Below are 16,152 nucleotides of genomic sequence, written 5' to 3'. Positions count from 1 at the left end.
CGCGTTTTTTGCCGAGAGCCGCCCTCCCCCGGTAGGCGGCAGGAGTCCTCTTCGTGATCAGCGATCTGTCCAGGCTCAGGAACATAGGAATCAGCGCCCACATCGACTCGGGGAAGACCACGCTGACCGAGCGCATCCTCTTCTACACGAAGAGGATCCACGCCATTCACGACGTGAAGGGCAAGGACGGCGTCGGCGCGAAGATGGACTCGATGGATCTCGAGCGCGAGCGTGGGATCACCATCCAGTCCGCAGCGACGTTCTGCAACTGGGGCAACACCCAGATCAACATCATCGACACGCCCGGACACGTCGACTTCACCATCGAAGTCGAGCGCTCGCTCCGCGTGCTCGATGGCGCGATCCTGGTGCTCTGCTCGGTCGCGGGCGTGCAGTCGCAGTCGCTGACGGTCGATCGGCAGATGCGCCGCTACGGCGTCCCGCGCATCGCGTTCGTCAACAAGTGTGATCGCGCCGGCGCGAACCCGCTCCGCGCCCGCGACCAGCTCCGCGAGAAGCTCAACCTGAACCCGGTGCTCTTGCAGCTCCCGATCGGCCTCGAGGACAAGTTCGAGGGCGTCGTCGACCTGATCAAGATGAAGGCGTTCCGGTTCGAGGGCGCGAACGGCGAGAAGATCATCGAGTCGGACATCCCGGCCGGCATGCAGGCCGAGGCGCAGAAGTGCCGCGAGGAGATGCTCGACGCGCTGAGCATGTTCTCGGACGAGCTCACCGAGGCGATGCTCGAGGAGAAGGTCACCGAGGACCTCATCAACAAGGCGGTCCGCTCGGCCACCGTGAACCTCCAGATCGTGCCCGTGATGATGGGCTCGGCCTACAAGAACAAGGCCGTGCAGCTCCTGCTCGACGGCGTGACGAAGTTCCTTCCCTGCCCGACGGACATCACGAACCACGCCGTCGACCTGGAGAAGGACGAGGCGAAGATCACGCTCGACAGCGATCCGGACAAACCGCTCGTCATGCTCGCGTTCAAGCTCGAGGACGGCCGCTTCGGCCAGCTCTCGTACCTGCGCGTCTACCAGGGCACGATCTCGAAGGGCAAGGAGATCACGAACACGCGCACGGGCAAGCGCCACAAGGTCGGCCGCCTTGTCCGCATGCACGCCGACGAGATGGAGGACATCGAGAACGCGGGCGCCGGCGACATCGTCGCGATGTTCGGCGTCGACTGCAACTCGGGTGACACGTTCACCGATGGCACGCTCAGCGTGGCCATGACGAGCATGCACGTGCCCGACTCGGTCATCTCGTTGACCGTGACGCCGAAGGACAACAAGGCGCAGGTCAACATGTCGAAGGCGCTGAAGCGCTTCACGAAGGAAGACCCGACCTTCCGCGTGGGCAGCGATCCCGAGACGAACGAGACGGTCATCCACGGCATGGGCGAGCTGCACCTCGACGTGTACATCGAGCGCATGAAGCGCGAGTACGGCGCCGAGGTGGTGACGAGCCCGCCGCGCGTCGCGTACCGCGAGACGATCACGCGCAGGACCGAGTTCAACTACACGCACAAGAAGCAGACCGGCGGCTCGGGTCAGTACGGCAAGGTCGCGGGCTTCATGGAGCCCTGCGATCAGGCGTACGAGTTCGTCGACGACATCACGGGCGGCTCGATCCCGAAGGAGTTCATCCCCTCCTGCGACAAGGGCTTCCGCTCGATGCTCGCGAAGGGCCTCGTCATGCAGGCCCCTGTGACGGGCGTGCGCGTGACGATCAACGACGGCGCGGCCCACGCGGTCGACTCCTCGGACATCGCGTTCCAGGAGGCCGCGCGTGGTGCGTGGCGTGAGGCCTATCCGAAGGCGGGTCCGCAGATCCTCGAGCCGCTCATGAAGGTGGCCGCCGAGAGCCCGAGCGAGTTCCAGGGCGGCGTCGTCGGCATCCTGATGCAGCGCCGTGGCATCATCATCGGCACGACGGAGTCGGACGGCTTCTGCCGCGTCGAGGCAGAGGTCCCCCTCGCCGAGATGTTCGGGTTCTCGACCGTTCTTCGCTCCGCGACGCAGGGCAAGGCTGAGTTTACCATGGAGTTCTCCCGGTACGCTCCGGTCCCCGGCGCGATCGCCGAGGAGCTCATCAAGAAGCACAAAGAAGAGCAGGCGAAGAAGGGGAAGTGAGGGCACCGATGTACCGCAAAGAGGTCAACGAGCGGAGCCCCATGCGGGTCTTCGAGAAGTCGATGCACGGCGGCCTGGGCCGCGGCAACGTGGGCGTCGTGCTCTCGCGCGCGGGCGTCGGCAAGACGGCGCTCCTCGTGCAGATCGCGCTGGACGATCTGCTGCGTGACCGGCGCGTTCTGCACATCTCGACGGAGCACGCCGTCGATCACGTGCGCGCTTACTACGACGAGCTTTTCCACGACATCGCCACGTACACGAAGCTCGCCGAGCCCGAGTCCGTGCGTCTGGATCTCGAGCGTCACCGGCTGATCTTCTCGCTCCTCGGTCACGCGAACACGACCGAGGGCGCGTCGTCGTCGATGAAGAAGCTCATCGACACGGTGGCGTTCGCCCGCGAGATCGCGCACTTCTCGCCGGACGTGATCATCATCGACGGCTTCGACTGCGCGCACGCGACCGAGGCGATGATCGACACGCTGATCACGATCGCGCGGGATCACTCGGCCGAGCTCTGGCTCTCGACGACGACGAAGGCCGGCGAGGCGACGGCGGGCTCGGCGCCCGCGCCGGTCGATCGGTTCTTCGACAAACTCGGCGTCGTGGTCTTCCTCGACCCCGAGAAGGAGGTCGTGCGCCTGCGCCTCCTGAAGGATCACGACAGCAAGGAGATCGCCGATCTCTCGCTGCGCCTCGAGCCGCACACGATGCGGATCATCGACGCGGACATCCCGCCGGCCTCGGAGCGTCCGCGCGACGCCAAGCGCTACCGCCTCTACTCGGGCGGCGCGAAGGGCGCGGAGGCGGCGTTCGGCGCGTGTGCGGAGCGTTGGGGCCTCACGGAGACGAACTTCAGCTTCGAGGGCCACACGCTGCGCGAGCGTACGCGCGGCGTGCAGGTGCTGAGCGAGGCGGACCTGCGCCGCGGCGACTTCAGCCTGGTCTACGTGTCGAAGCGCCTCGGCCGCGTGCTCAGCGAGATCCCGCTCGTGCGCAACGTGCTGCAGACGATCTGGTACCAGATCAACGCGGCGCGCGAGGTCTTCGTCGTCGGCCAGATCCAGGACGACGGCACCGTGCGCGGCGGCACGGGCTGGGGCGCGGAGCTCGCGCGGCTCTGGAAGAAGCCGCTCTACGTCTTCGATCAGCAGAAGCGGACCTGGTTCCGCTGGAGCGGGACGGCGTGGGAGATGGCGACGCTGCCGATGATCAAGAGCGAGGCCTTCGCCGGCATCGGTACGCAGAACCTGACCGAGGACGGCAAGCAGGCGATCGAGGAGCTCTTCCAGCGGTCGTTCGGCGACCCTTCCTGACGGAAGGATCGCGGTGAGCAAACCCCCGGCGTGCTTCGGCGCGCTGGGGGTTTTCTTTTTCGGGGCCCGCTCGTGATACAAGGGCTCCCGTGTCGTCGTCGGAAGACCATTCGACCTCCCATATCGTCCAGTCGCTGCTCGCCAACCTCGCCATCGCGGCGGGCAAGGGCGTGGTCGCGTTCCTGACGGGCTCGGGCGCGCTGCTCGCCGAGACGCTGCACTCGGCGGCGGACTGCGGCAATCAGCTCCTGCTCCTGCTCGGCGTGAACCGCGCGCGCAAGAAGCCGGACGCGTCGCACCCGCTCGGCTACGGGCGCTCGCTCTACTTCTGGTCGTTCCTGGTCGCGCTGCTCCTGTTCTCGGGCGGCGGCGTGTTTTCGATCTACGAGGGCATCCACAAGCTCGGTCATCCCGAGCCCGTGGAGAAGGTGCACCTCGGCCTCGGGATCCTCGGGTTTTCCCTGCTGCTCGAGGGCGGCGCGACGATCTCGAACATCCGCGAGATGAACAAGCGCCGCGGGCAGAAGCCGTTCTTCCAGTACCTCAAGGACACGAAGGACTCGGACCTCGTCGTCGTCTTCGGCGAGAACGCGGCGGCCTCGCTCGGCTTGATCCTCGCGTCGCTCGCGCTGACGGCGGCGTACTTCACGCACGATCCGAAGTGGGACGCGATCGGGAGCATCGCGATCGGGCTCGTGCTCGTGGCCGTGGCGGTCTTCCTCGCGGTGGAGATCATGTCGCTCCTGATCGGCGAGTCGGCCGATCCGGAGGTCGAGGTGGCGGTGCGGCAGACGGTCGCGGCGCACCCGAAGATCGACCGGGTGCTGCACGTGATCACGGTGCAGCAGGGTCCGGGCGAGGTGCTCGTCTGCGTGAAGGTGAGCTTCTACGACGGCGTGACCACGAACGAGGTCTGCACCGCGATCAACGAGTTCGAGGCGTCCTTGCGCAACCGCAGGTCCGACGTGCGCTGGTGCTTCGTCGAGCCGGACATTCCGCGGACGGCGCAGGTGGCCTGAGAATCAGGCGTACTTTTCGATGACCTTCGAGAGGCGCGGGACGGCCTCCTCGACGTGCTTCTTGGCCGTGCCGCGCAGCGATTCGTAGGTCGAACGGACGAGCGCGTTTTTCGCGTTTTTCGATTTTGCGTCGGTCACGGAGAGCAAGGCGTCCGCGACGCGCCCGCGGTTGTCCTGGAAGAATTTGACGGGATTGCCCGCGGAGACTCCCTCGGCCCAGATCGGGTCCACCTTCGTGGCCATCTCGGGCAGGAGCGACTCGATGACGTGCGGAATGAAGCCGGGCTTGATGCCCTTGATCGCCTTGTAGCCCGCCTTCAGCGGCAACGCGGCGAGTCCCTTCGACGCCACCTCTTCGTCGATCAACGTGGCGCAGTCGGAGATGATCCGGCTCTTCTTGTCCTTGTCCGCGAGCGCATCGGAAAGTCCCATTCTTTTTCCTCCAATTCCGAAAAGCGCGGCCTTCCTAGCACATGCACCGCGTCATGCGCGAGTTTCACGCCCCGCGCGAAACGCCGCGTCCGCCCCGAGCGAGCGCCTATGATCGCAGCCCGCGCTGGGCTCGCTCTGTCGAATGAGCATGCGCATCCGCCTGGGGTTGGTAATATGAGGCACTAGCTGAGCATACTGCTTGGATTCGGGGGGATCCAATGAGTTCGAGTTGCGGCGTCTGTGGAGGGGCCCGGGAGGGCGAACGCCCGGGGACGGAGGGGACGATTTGTCCCCGGTGTGTGTCGGAGGTCTTTGCGGGGCGTTTTCTGGGCCGAACGGAGATATCGGACGAGGATCCGACGTGCATCTGGGCGCCCGGCGTCGGCCGCGAGGGGCCGCGGAGCGCGCGGAATCGGATGGATGACTTGCATGAGCTCGCGGACCGGTCGCGTTCGACGAAGCTCCCGCCACCGCCGCCCGACGTGGGCCTCGGCGAGGTGTCGATGAGCGTCCGTGCGGCCATCCGCAGCGTCGACCTTTTCCCGGCGCCGGCGGCACCACCACCACCGGCCCCGGCGAGCAGCGACGGCCCGCGCGAGCGTGAGCCGACGTCGTCGCGTCCGCGGCCGGTCACGCTCGACCGGGTGCTCCTGGCGGTGGCCGTGGGCGGTTCGCTCGTGATGGGATACAAGGTCGGCGAGGAGCGATCGGCGCGGTCGGGGCGTTCGTCGCTGTCGGCGCCGGAGCTCGCGGGCAAGGTGATGCCGGACGCGACGGAGCGGACGCATCGGATTGCGACGAGCTTCCGGCTGGAGGCGACGCCGCCGCGCGCGGAGGAGCCGGTGAAGGCGCTGCCCGATGCAAAGGCCGCGGCGATGCCCGCGCCGAGCTGGCAGAGCCACGCGCCCCGGGCGAACCGGAATGCGGCGCCCATGGCGAAGGCGCCCGCGCCTGCGCCCGCGGAGGAGGCGCCTGCGCCCGTGGCGGAGGCCGAGGAGCAGCCGACGCCTTCGTTGCCCCCGCCTGCGATGTCGCTCGTGGAAGCGATGGCCGCGGCGGTCAAAGCGAAGCCTTGAATTTCGTCCGCCCTTTTCGTGACGCGGTCGCGAGCGAAAAGGGCGCGAGCAGCATCTCTTAAAACGTACTTAGAGCTGACACGTCTTACCTTCGAGAGAACGACATGCGCTTTCTTTCGCCTCGCATTCGCCGCCGTCCGTCCATTGCACGCCATGACCGTAGGCCCGTCCCGGCCGATCCATGGTCTTTCACGACGAACGAATACATGGAGAGCGTGACGTTCGTCGAGTTCGTCCTGGGCGAGCTCGAGGACGAGGAGGAGCGCGGCGCGTCCGATTCCGTCGCGGACGCGGATGCGATGGGCGCGCGCGTGGCCCGGGCGCGGCGTATCGGGCGGCCTCGCGCGGGGCTGCGGCGGCGCGCGGCGGGGTGACGCGTCAGCGCGGGCAGTTCAATTCGGGATGCTTGCGGTCCGAGGGCGCGCCGGAATCATCGAGGCCGAGCACGCCCACGAGCAGACCGACGCTCGCGAAGGATTCGTCCCGCGCGGGCAGATGGTCGACGTGCCCTTCCAGGCCGATCGTGACGTAGGTGAGCGAGCGGCACAGGATGAGGGCATCCGAAGGGTAGGTCTTGCGCACGGGAATCCCAGCCGCGAGCACTCCGTACAGGCCGACGTTTCCGTATCCCGTCCCTTCGAGCGACTGATATCCGAGCGCGCCGCCGGCGGCCCCCAGGATCGCCACTTTCGCGTTCGTCGAGGCCACGAAGAGCCCCGGCCGCCACCCGATGCCAAACCCCAGCCCCGATCCGCGCAGATAAGCACCCGAAGCGATACCCCAGCGCCGCGCCGTCTCGGGCAGCGGCCTATCGGCGAGAAGATCGTCCGTGGGCTGTATGTCCACGTAAATGTTCGCGTTCGCCTCGACCCCGCCGATCGGCTCATCGTTGCGCGAGGCGACCATCGGCCCGATCTGCGCATGCCCGAGGACATTGCAGCCGGTGGCGAGGAGCGCGAGCGCGCCGAGCGGGGCAGGGGAGGCGAAGGTCATTTCAATACTTCGACCAGGGCGTGGGCATGAAGAGCAGGACGAAGACGACGAGCGAGAGGACCGCGATGCCGCGGCGGACGGGCGAGAGCTCGCCGGGCTCGGTCGGAGGATGATCCTTGCCGCCGAGCCGGCCGAGCAGGTGGACCAGGACGAACCAGACGAGCCACGAGATCGAATTGCCGACGGCGTCGCCGATTCCCTCGCCGGCCCGGAGCGCCGGAGGCAGGAAGCGGGCGAGGTTCAGGAGGAACATGCCGAGCATCGTGACGTGGACGATCCGGGCATAACGATTCTGCTTTTCGCCGAAGAGGGCGTACGCGATGTGTCCGCCGTCGAGCTGGCCGACCGGGACGAGGTTCAGCATGGTGACGAAGAGCCCGACCCAGCCGGCGAACGCGGGGCCATTGAGGAAGACGTCGTGCCCCGGAGGAATCGTGCCGATGGCGAGGCGCTTCAGGGCGAAATAGAGCAGGCATTGCCCCTCCTGGATGCCCTCCTCGGGTATGGGCAGGACGGGCGAGGTGCGCAGGCCGTGGAGGATCACCGGGATGGCGACGAGGAGCCCGGCGAGCGGGCCGGCCGCGCCGATGTCGAGCAAGGCATTGCGACTCTTGATGCGGCCGCTCATGCCGATGACCGCGCCCATGGTGCCGAACGGGCTGAGGAGGGGGAGGGGAATAAAAAATGGGAGCGAGGCGGGGACTTTGTGGAGGCGCGCCGCGAAGTAATGGCCGAGCTCGTGCGTGAGGAGGATGGCCATGAGCGGGACGGTGTACGTCCACGCGCGGAGCACGCCGCGGAGCTGCTCGGCGAACGGCGCGCCCTCGGGGACGAGGCCGTTCGAGAGGGCGAAGGTGACGAGCGTCGAGACGATGGTCAGGACGAGGAGGAGCAGGTTCTTCTGCCACCGGAGCGGGCCCGCGGCGGGCGCGGCGGGATCGGCATGGGGATCGGGCAGAGGCGCCTCGGCGGCCTTTGCATCGGCCGCGGGGGGAAGGTCGGTCGTCTCGGCTTGGTCCCTTTGCATCGGGGCTAGCGTGGCCGGCATCCGGCGTCGGCTCAAGCCGGATCGCTCGGCCTCGGGAGGCCCGCGACGTCGAGCGCCGCGAGCCAGTCGTCGGGCGTGTTGAGGTTGCGCAAGGCGAGGATTTCGTCGCCCGAAAGCGAAAGGCCAGGCGCCTCGCGGAGCCGATCTTCGGGGACGACGAGGGTGCGCACGCGCTCGAACAGGAAAAACGGGCGGAGTCGGTCTTCAACGAGGAGGGCGTCGATCTCGGATTTCACCGAGACGCCGTACACGGCCGCGAGCGGGTGATAATGGCCGCCGCCGCGAGGGACGGCGATGTCGTGCGTGGAGCCGCGGAGATCCCAGAGGAAACGCACGAGCGCGGGATCCACGAAAGGCGCGTCGGTGGAGGAGACGAACGCAGCTTCCGCTTTGCCGGCGAGCGCCGCGAGGCCAACCGCGATGCCTTGCAGAGGCCCGCGGCCCTCGACGGGGTCTTCGGCGATCGCGACGTCGGGCGGCAGAGGCGGGAGCGCTTGCCCGGGAGCGCGGACGACGACGAGGGGCGCGGCGACGTCGGCGAGGCGGCGCACGACACGCTGGAGGAGGACCTCGTCGCCGAAGGGGAGCCACGCCTTGGGGCGGCCCATGCGGCTGCTGCGGCCGCCCGCGAGGACGACGGCGCCGAGGCCGGAGAGGACGCCTCCGCTCACGCGAGGAGCCCTCGGGCGCGGAGCGCGGCGCGCGCCGGTTCGGACGCGAGCTCGGCGAGGAAGGCGCGTACGGCGGGACGAGCGAGGCGGTTCGAGGGGACGACGAAGTCGAAGCGCTCCTCGCCGATCGGGAGGAAGCCGAGGCCACGATCCCGCGCGACGATGTCGATCGCGATGCCGAAATCGGCGCGGCCTTGCGCGACGGCCGCGGCGACGGCGCGGTGGGAGGAAGCCTCGACCGAGTGGCCGGCGGGGCGCGCGTCGCCGAGGAGGCGGTCGTAGAGCGCGCGGGTGCCGCTGCCGCGGTTTCGGTTGATCATCACGATGCCCTCGGCGCGCGCAGCCTCGTGGACGGCGTCTTCGGCGCGCTTGCCCTCGAAGCGTGGATCACCCGGGCGGAAGACGACGCCTTGCATGCGGCCGTAGCCGCGGACGAGCTCGAGCCCGGGGCCGAGGAAGGGCTCGTTGTAGGTGCCGGTGTTCGGGTCGTAGAGGTGCACGCCGGCGAGGTCGCATTCGCCGCGGCGCACGGCCGCGAGGCCCGCCTCGCTGCCGACGGCGATGAGCTTGCTCGTGGTGCCACGCGCGGCGAGGCGGCCGAGCAGGACGTCGAGGCCCACGCAATGGCTGCCGATGACGACGAGATCGACCTGCCGCGGGCGTGATCCGGCGATGGGGTGGATCACGACGGTGTCGCCCGCGTCGAGCATCTCGACGTGCTCGTCGACGATGAAGAAGCCGTCGGCCTGCGAGAACGTGGTGACGGAGCCGGATCCCTTGCCGATCGGATACGCGACGCGCTCGCCGTGTTCGTCGTCGACGAGGCGCACGAGCACGTACTCCGTGCGGCCGTGCTCGCTCGTGACGCGGAACGGCAGGCGCGCCGTGACCGTGTCGTCCGCGCGCTCGGAGAGGCCCGCGAAGGCGCGGATGACGGGCGCGACGAACTCGTGGAACGTGAAGATCGCCGAGGTCGGAAAGCCGGGGAGGACGACGACGGGTTTGCCGCGGGAGACCGCGAGGCAGAGGGGTTTGCCGGGCTTGAGCGCGACGCCGTGTACGACGATGCCGGGTGGATCGAGGGCCTCGGCGAGGACACGCGCGTTGAGATCGCCCGGTCCTTTCGAGGTGCCGCCCGAGAGGAGCACGACGTGCGCTTCGGCGAGGCAGCGCTGGAGCGCCTCGCGGACGGAGGTTTCGTCGTCGGGCACGATGCCCGCGAGGATCGGCTCGCCGCCGGCTTCGCGAACGGCGTCGGCGAGGATGCGGGCGTTCGAGTCGTAGACCGCGCCGGGCGGAAGAGGGCGCCCGGGCGGGACGATCTCGTCGCCCGTCGAGAGGATCGCCACGCGCGGACGCGCGAGAACGGCGACACGATCGAGGCCGATCGCCGCGAGGACGCCCGTCTCCCGCGAGGTGAGCCGCTCCTTCGCGCGCAGCACGACCTCGCCCTGCGCGACGTCGGTGCCCGCGTAGGTGATCGAGCGGCCGGGGATCGTGGCCTTCGTGACGAGCACGTCGTCGCCGTCGAGGAGCGTGTGCTCGACCATGACGATCGCGTCGGCGCCACGCGGCACGGCGCCGCCCGTGGGGATCGCGAGGGCCGTGCCCGGCTCGACGGTGGCCTCGGGGATGCGGCCCATCGTGACGATCGAGGGCAAGCGCCGGAGCCGTCGCGGCTCGTGTTCGCTCGCGCCGAAGGTGTCGACCGCGCGCACCGCGTATCCATCGACGTTCGAGCGATCGAAGCCGGGCACGTCGACGGGGCTCGCGACGTCCTCGGCGAGCAAGCGCCCGAGGGCCGCGTCGAGCGGGACGACCTCGGCGCCGATCGCGTCGATCGCGCCGATGGCCGCGCGGAAGCGCCGCTCGGCCTCGTCCCGGTCCACGACGTTGAGGAACTGCGCTTGCTTCATGACGCCCCCCGGCGGTCAATCGTAGAGGAAGACCTCGACCTCCTCGCCCTCGCCATGGCCCTCGCTGCCGGCAGGGACGAGCACGACGCCGTCCGCGCGGGTCGTGGAGGAGAGGATCGACGCGCCGCTCGTCATGATCGGCGTGACAAGCGCGCCGTCGTACTTCACGCGGACGTAATCCATGCGGCCGAGCTCGGAGACGATCTTCGCGGCGAGACGGCCCTTTCCGCGCGGGTGAGGCCACGCGCGCGGGAGGCCGCCGAGCGCGCGGATCGTTGGACCTGCAAAGAACTCGTACGCACACAAACAAGAGACCGGGTTGCCCGGCAGGAGGAAGACGGGGCGCGGGCGGACGCGGCCGGGGATGAAGCCAAAGCCTGCCGGGCTCGACGGGCGCATCGCCACGCCGTGCACCGTGACCTCGCCGATCTCGGCGAGCGCGAGCGGCGCGTGATCCTCGGGCCCCACGGACGATCCACCCGAGACGAGCACGACATCCTCGTCGCCCCCCGCGATCGCCTCGCGCACGAGCTCGTACCGATCGTTCGCGCGTACCGTGGGCGAGAGCGCGCCGCCGTCCCGCGCGACGAGCGCCGCGAGCACCACGCTGTTCGAGTCCACGATGCACGATCCCTCGGGCATGCTGCCCGGCGCGAGCAGCTCGTCGCCCGTGATCACGACGCGCACGCGGGGCCTCTGCACGACGGGCACGAGGCCCGCGCCGACGCTCGCCAAGAGGCCCACGTCCTGCGGCCGGAGCTTGCGGCCTCGCCGCGCCACGATCGTACCGGCCGGAACGTCCTCGCCGATCGCGCCGACGTGCTTGCCGGGTGACACAGGCTCCGCGACGGAGACGATCGTCCGATCGCCGCGCGTGATCTCCTCGGCACGCTCGGCCATGAGGACCGCGTCCGCGCCTTCGGGCACCGGCGCGCCCGTCGTGATGCGCACGGCCTCACCGCGACGGAGCACGCCCGCGAACGGCCTTCCCGGCCTCGCCTCGCCGATCAGCACGAGCGACGCGGGCGCGTACGTGCTCGCGCCGAACGTCGACTCCCCGACGACGGCCCATCCATCCATCGCGGCGCGGCGGAAATGCGGCACGCTCGCGGCGGCGGCCACGTCTTCCGCGAGCACACGCCCGCTCGCCTCCGTGACGGGCACGCGCTCGGCTTCGAGCTCGCCCGTGCGCGACGTGAGCGCCGCGAGCGCCTCATCGACGCTCGCGCGCTTTCGGAAGCCGCGCATGCGCACGTCTCGCACGCCCATGGCTCGATCAATCCTCCGGGAAGCGGGCGCGCACGTCGTCCTCGAAGGCGCGCAGGACGGAGAGGAACGGTGCGATCGCGACCTGTCCGAGGCCGCAGATCGAGGTATCGGCGAGCGTCTCGGCGAGCTCGGAGAGCACCACGAGGTGACGCTTTTTCCCGCGCCCGAGCACGGCTTCTTCGAGGATCGCGACGGCCTTCTCCGTGCCCACGCGGCACGGCACGCACTTGCCGCAAGACTCGTTGCGGAAGAACGCCACGACGTTCGTCACGAGATCCACGATGTCCGCGCCTTCGCACACCACGAGCACCGCGCCCGAGCCGAGCATCGAGCCGCGCTTGTGGAGCGCGTCGAAGTCGAGCGGCGCATCGACGGCATCCGCGCGCAAGAAATTCGACGAGGCGCCGCCGGGCGCGATCGCGAGGATGGGTTTTCCGTCCTTCGTACCGCCGGCCCTCTCGATGAGCTCGCCGATCGTCGTGCCCATGGGCACCTGATAGACGCCCGGCTTTTCGACGTCGCCCGAGAGCGCGATGAACTTGAGCCCGCCCGAGCCGCGCACGCCGCGCGCCTTCCACGCCTCGGCGCCCTCTTTCACGATGAGCGGGACGTACGAGAGCGTCTCGACGTTGTTGATCAACGTGGGCCGACCGAAGAGCCCCTTCTGACCGGGGAACGGCGGCTTGTTCCGCGGCTCGCCGCGGTTGTCTTCGAGGCATTCGAGCAGCGCCGTCTCCTCGCCGAGGATGTATCCACCCGGCGAGATGGCGATCCGCACGTCGAACGGCAACCCCGGCCCGAGCGCGTCAGGGCCGAGCGCGCCGCACTGCCGCGCTTCTTCGATCGCACGCGCGAGGTTCTCCCGCTCGAGCCCGTACTCGTGGCGGATGAACACGATCCCTTCGGAGGCCCCGACGACGAGCGCGGCGATGGCCATGCCCTCGATCACGAGGTGCGGCAACTCGTCGAGGATCACGCGGTCCTTGAACGTGCCCGGCTCGCTCTCGTCCGCGTTGCACACCACGTACTTCGGGCGCGCCGTCTCCTTGCGGACGAGCTGCCACTTGCGACCCGTGGGGAACCCCGCGCCGCCCATGCCGCGCAGCCCGCTCGCGTCGAGCGTCGCCAGGATCCGCTCCGCGGCGAGCGCATCCCCGCGCAGCGAGGCGAGCACGCCGTAGCGTGATCCTTGGTCCTCATACGGATCACTCGCCCAGCGTCGCGGCGGGGAGGGCGCTGCTTTGGGCTGCGGCTCGTCGGCCCAGCGGACGGCCACGGCCAGGGCGTCGAGGTTTTTCGCGTGCACCGGTCGCTCGTTGAGCGCGGCGGCCGGGGCTCGATCACATCGGCCGAGGCAGCTCACCTCGCGCACCTCCACCGACGGATCGCCCCCGATCGCCTGCCGCGCCCGCGCCAAAAAATCACGGCCGCCGGCGAGCCGGCACGTCACGTCGCGGCAGAGCGCGACCTCCACGCGCGGCGGGGGTTTTCTGCGGAAGTGCGGGTAAAACGAGACGAGCCCTTCGATCCGGTAGAGCGGAACGCCGAGCTTTTGCGCGAGCGCCGCGAGGCGCGCGTCGTCGAGCCAGCCGTGCTCGTGCTGTAGGTCGGTCAGCGCGTCGATGATGGCGCCCACGTGCGCCCCCCTGCTCCGCGATCAGCGGCAGAGTCTGCCGATGTCCGTGATGCGCTCCTTGAGCTCCTGCGGCGGCAGGAACACGCCCAGCGCGGCCTGGAGCGTGGGGAGCGCGCGCTCGAGATCGTCGCGCTTCATCTTCGCGGCATCGACGCCGATCCGCGCGAACGCCCGCTGGATCGTGCCCTTCGCGAACACCGGCGAAAGGCCGCTACGCTGGACTACTTGATCGAACAGGGAGTCCACGCGCGCGCCATCCTTCGTTGAGCGGGGTCATGCATCCCGAGCCGACCGATCATAACGGATCTCGGGTCTCGTGTGGCGCCTGGGCGATCGCCGCCCGTGCCGCGATGATGCTGCACCCCCTCGCGAGTCTGGCGCCCGGCGCGATGCATGATGTGCGTATCCTACCATGTCGGCCCCGACGGCAACACGGCCCATCGGAGGATCGTCCGACGTTTTCCTGCCAGGCCGACGGGACCTCGGCGCATGCCCGGTCGCCCCGGACAGCCCCGGAAGCGGGCATGCGGGGCCCTCACGACGAAGAACGCTCGCGCCGGGGTTTGTCCTTGGCGCCGCGCCGCGAACGATCGGGCCGCGCGAGGCGACGAAGCGGCGCGAGGATCGCGAGCAAGCCGAGGGTGATGACGGACGCCTTCGGCCCGCGTTTGCGCATTTTTTTCGCGGGAGCGCGGTGCGCGGCGGACGACGTGTCGTCCTTTCGGGAGGCATCGATCGTCGCGACACGCTTCGCCGCGCTGCTCGACTTGCGCGCCTCTTCCCAGTCGCCCCAGTCGTCGCTGTCGCTGCCGTCGTCGGTGTCGCCGCTGCAATCCGAGTCGCTGCTGCTGTCGTCGCTGCCGTCGTCGGTGTCGCCGCTGCAGTCCTCGCTCGACGAGTCGTCGTAGTACTCGTCGTCCGACGTGTCGCCGCTGCAGTCCTCGCTCGACGAGTCGTCGTAGTACTCGTCTTCGGTGGTGTCGCCGCTGCAGTCCTCGCTCGACGAGTCGTCGTAGTACTCGTCTTCGCCCGTGTCCGTCGTGTCGCCGCTGCAGTCTTCGCTCGATGAATCGTCGTAGTAGTAGTCATCGCCCCCGCTGCCCGTGTCGTCGGTGATCACGGGATCCGCGGTGCCGACGCAGGCGCAGGCGACATCGTTGTCGTAGTCGTCATCGTAGTAATAGCCGGCCGATCCGGCCGACCCGCCGACGCCGACGCCGACGCCGTTCGATCCGCCTTGTCCGCCCGAGCTGCTGCTTCCGCCCGAGCTGCTGCTGCTGCCGCTGCTCGTCGAGCTGCTGCTGCTGTTGTTGCAGGAGGCGAGGTCGAGGCTCGTCGCCGTGAGCAAGGGATTTACGTCGGAAGACGCGGGGTCGAACGTCACGGGCCACGTGCTGCCGGCCGCGTTTTTCGGGATGAACATCGTCGCGCGCGTGAGCACGGTCTCCTTCGGAACCATGCCGGAGAGCGCGACGGCGAGGTCGTCCGTGATGCCGCCGCAGCGTAGCTTCGCGGGATCGATCTCCGCGCCCGCGGGCGACTCCACGCACGCGGGACCATCGTCCACGACGCCGAGCCCCGCGCGTGGACACGTATCGGCCACCGGATACGCCGCATCGAGCGCGAGCGCGGCCGCCGTGATGCAAGGCGAGGCGCTGGCGCTCCCATCGCCGTACGTCGCGGCGCGCTGGAAGAAGCTCGTCACCACGCCCGTCACCGAGCCCGTGCCGTTTGCGATCGGCATGTTGCTCACGAGCGCCTCGTGGCTCGCCGCCTCGATCAGCACCGCGCTCTTGCCCCAGGCGAGCAGCTCTTGCTCGCGCAGCGCCACGTAGTTCGACGCGTCGTGGCCCGTCTCCCAGTAGAGAGCGCTCGTCGAGAGCGTGATCGGCTTGCTTCCGGTGAGCGCAGCCCTGCCCTTGCCGAGCAGCCACGCCGTCACACGCAGATCCGAGGCGCCGGCGCGCGTGAGCGCGAGCGGGAGCACGGGGGCCGCCGCCTCCGACACGACGCGCAGGGTGGTGGTGACGAACGGCGCGCTCGGCGCGTCGTAGCGCTCGGCGAAGAAGCGTTTTCCCGCCATGCCGGAGAGCGCGGCGGCGACGTCGGGCGAGATGCCGAAGCCATGCTTGTTCGCCCACGCGAGGACCGCAGTCGTGTCCGGCAAGAGGACGGATTCGACGGGCGCGAGGCTCTCGGTCGCGCCGAGATCGTCGGTCACGTGGAACGGATCCGTGTTCTCGGAGGGCTCTGCGCCGGGGCACGTCGGGGTCACGCCCGCCGGCGGGAAGACGCGCGGCGCGGTGGCGGCGTTGAGCGCCTCGAACCACGCGTCGGAGCTGTGATCGAGCGCGGCGCCCGGGGCGACGGGGACGATGATCCCGAACGGACCGCTTTCCGCCGACGCGCGGAGGCTCGTCCAGAGCGCCACGTGCGTGGGACCGACGGCGACGGCCACACGCTGCTCGATCGGCGTGGCCTCCCCACTCGGAAGCCAGGCGCCGGTCGCGTCGGCGTGCTGGGTCATGGCGAGGGTCGTGATCGCGGCGAGGCCCGTGAGAGGGAGCAAGCGCAAGTGCATGCCGAGCTCATGAGCAAGTGACGTGCCTCCCTCGCATTCAAGCGAAGAAGCGGAGTTTCG

The 16,152-nt window shown here is 69.3% G+C and carries 14 protein-coding genes; 5 read left to right on the top strand and 9 right to left on the bottom strand.

All coding sequences use genetic code 11. The annotated features are described in order from the left end of the window. Window positions 1-53 precede the first annotated feature (53 nt). From fusA to QHF84_RS25420, 3 genes are all read left to right on the top strand, one after another. A complete protein-coding gene (gene fusA, locus QHF84_RS25430) occupies window positions 54-2,138 on the top strand; it encodes an elongation factor G (protein ID WP_281316000.1) in 2,085 nt (694 codons plus the stop codon). A gap of 8 nt (window positions 2,139-2,146) precedes the next feature. Further along, complete coding sequence (locus QHF84_RS25425; protein WP_281315999.1) at window positions 2,147-3,451, top strand: hypothetical protein; 1,305 nt, start codon at window positions 2,147-2,149, stop codon at window positions 3,449-3,451. Between the two features lie 89 nt (window positions 3,452-3,540). After that, window positions 3,541-4,470 carry a cation diffusion facilitator family transporter gene (locus tag QHF84_RS25420; RefSeq protein ID WP_281315998.1) on the top strand — a complete coding sequence of 310 codons (930 nt, stop codon included), beginning with the start codon at window positions 3,541-3,543 and terminating at the stop codon, window positions 4,468-4,470. A gap of 3 nt (window positions 4,471-4,473) precedes the next feature. Here the strand turns inward: QHF84_RS25420 and QHF84_RS25415 are convergent, their stop codons facing one another. Beyond that, the gene (locus QHF84_RS25415) at window positions 4,474-4,902 is read right to left on the bottom strand and encodes a hypothetical protein (protein WP_281315997.1); all 429 of its coding nucleotides are present in this window, start codon (window positions 4,900-4,902) and stop codon (window positions 4,474-4,476) included. A 416-nt stretch (window positions 4,903-5,318) separates the two neighbouring features. Between QHF84_RS25415 and QHF84_RS25410 the strand changes: the two genes are divergently transcribed. Both QHF84_RS25410 and QHF84_RS25405 read left to right on the top strand, forming a co-directional pair. Beyond that, a complete protein-coding gene (locus tag QHF84_RS25410) occupies window positions 5,319-5,978 on the top strand; it encodes a hypothetical protein (protein ID WP_281315996.1) in 660 nt (219 codons plus the stop codon). Between the two features lie 206 nt (window positions 5,979-6,184). After that, window positions 6,185-6,352: a hypothetical protein gene (locus QHF84_RS25405; protein ID WP_281315995.1), complete on the top strand. Its 168-nt coding sequence runs from the start codon at window positions 6,185-6,187 to the stop codon at window positions 6,350-6,352. A gap of 4 nt (window positions 6,353-6,356) precedes the next feature. On the opposite strand, the gene QHF84_RS25400 is transcribed toward QHF84_RS25405, so the two are convergent. The 8 genes from QHF84_RS25400 to QHF84_RS25365 form a co-directional block, all read right to left on the bottom strand. Beyond that, window positions 6,357-6,971 carry a hypothetical protein gene (locus QHF84_RS25400; protein WP_281315994.1) on the bottom strand — a complete coding sequence of 205 codons (615 nt, stop codon included), beginning with the start codon at window positions 6,969-6,971 and terminating at the stop codon, window positions 6,357-6,359. A gap of 1 nt (window position 6,972) precedes the next feature. Beyond that, window positions 6,973-7,998, bottom strand: coding sequence for a site-2 protease family protein (locus tag QHF84_RS25395; protein WP_281315993.1), 1,026 nt, complete (start codon window positions 7,996-7,998; stop codon window positions 6,973-6,975). 32 nt (window positions 7,999-8,030) lie between these two features. Further along, the gene (locus tag QHF84_RS25390; RefSeq protein ID WP_281315992.1) at window positions 8,031-8,690 is read right to left on the bottom strand and encodes a molybdenum cofactor guanylyltransferase; all 660 of its coding nucleotides are present in this window, start codon (window positions 8,688-8,690) and stop codon (window positions 8,031-8,033) included. After that, the gene (locus tag QHF84_RS25385; RefSeq protein WP_281315991.1) at window positions 8,687-10,606 is read right to left on the bottom strand and encodes a molybdopterin biosynthesis protein; all 1,920 of its coding nucleotides are present in this window, start codon (window positions 10,604-10,606) and stop codon (window positions 8,687-8,689) included. Before QHF84_RS25385 ends, QHF84_RS25390 begins: the two co-directional genes overlap by 4 nt. Window positions 10,607-10,621: 15 nt before the next feature. Continuing rightward, the gene (gene glp / locus QHF84_RS25380) at window positions 10,622-11,875 is read right to left on the bottom strand and encodes a gephyrin-like molybdotransferase Glp (protein ID WP_281315990.1); all 1,254 of its coding nucleotides are present in this window, start codon (window positions 11,873-11,875) and stop codon (window positions 10,622-10,624) included. Between the two features lie 7 nt (window positions 11,876-11,882). Continuing rightward, window positions 11,883-13,511: an NADH-ubiquinone oxidoreductase-F iron-sulfur binding region domain-containing protein gene (locus tag QHF84_RS25375; RefSeq protein WP_281315989.1), complete on the bottom strand. Its 1,629-nt coding sequence runs from the start codon at window positions 13,509-13,511 to the stop codon at window positions 11,883-11,885. Between the two features lie 21 nt (window positions 13,512-13,532). Continuing rightward, complete coding sequence (locus QHF84_RS25370) at window positions 13,533-13,757, bottom strand: hypothetical protein (RefSeq protein WP_136928993.1); 225 nt, start codon at window positions 13,755-13,757, stop codon at window positions 13,533-13,535. Between the two features lie 289 nt (window positions 13,758-14,046). Then, the gene (locus QHF84_RS25365) at window positions 14,047-16,092 is read right to left on the bottom strand and encodes a DUF2330 domain-containing protein (RefSeq protein WP_281315988.1); all 2,046 of its coding nucleotides are present in this window, start codon (window positions 16,090-16,092) and stop codon (window positions 14,047-14,049) included. Between the last annotated feature and the right edge of the window lie 60 nt (window positions 16,093-16,152).

The organism is Polyangium sp. y55x31 (assembly GCF_029946505.1).
Classification (GTDB): Bacteria; Myxococcota_A; Polyangia; order Polyangiales; family Polyangiaceae; genus Polyangium.
Note: the sequence above shows the minus strand (reverse complement) of the source record. Positions and strands in the feature narration are given on the sequence as shown.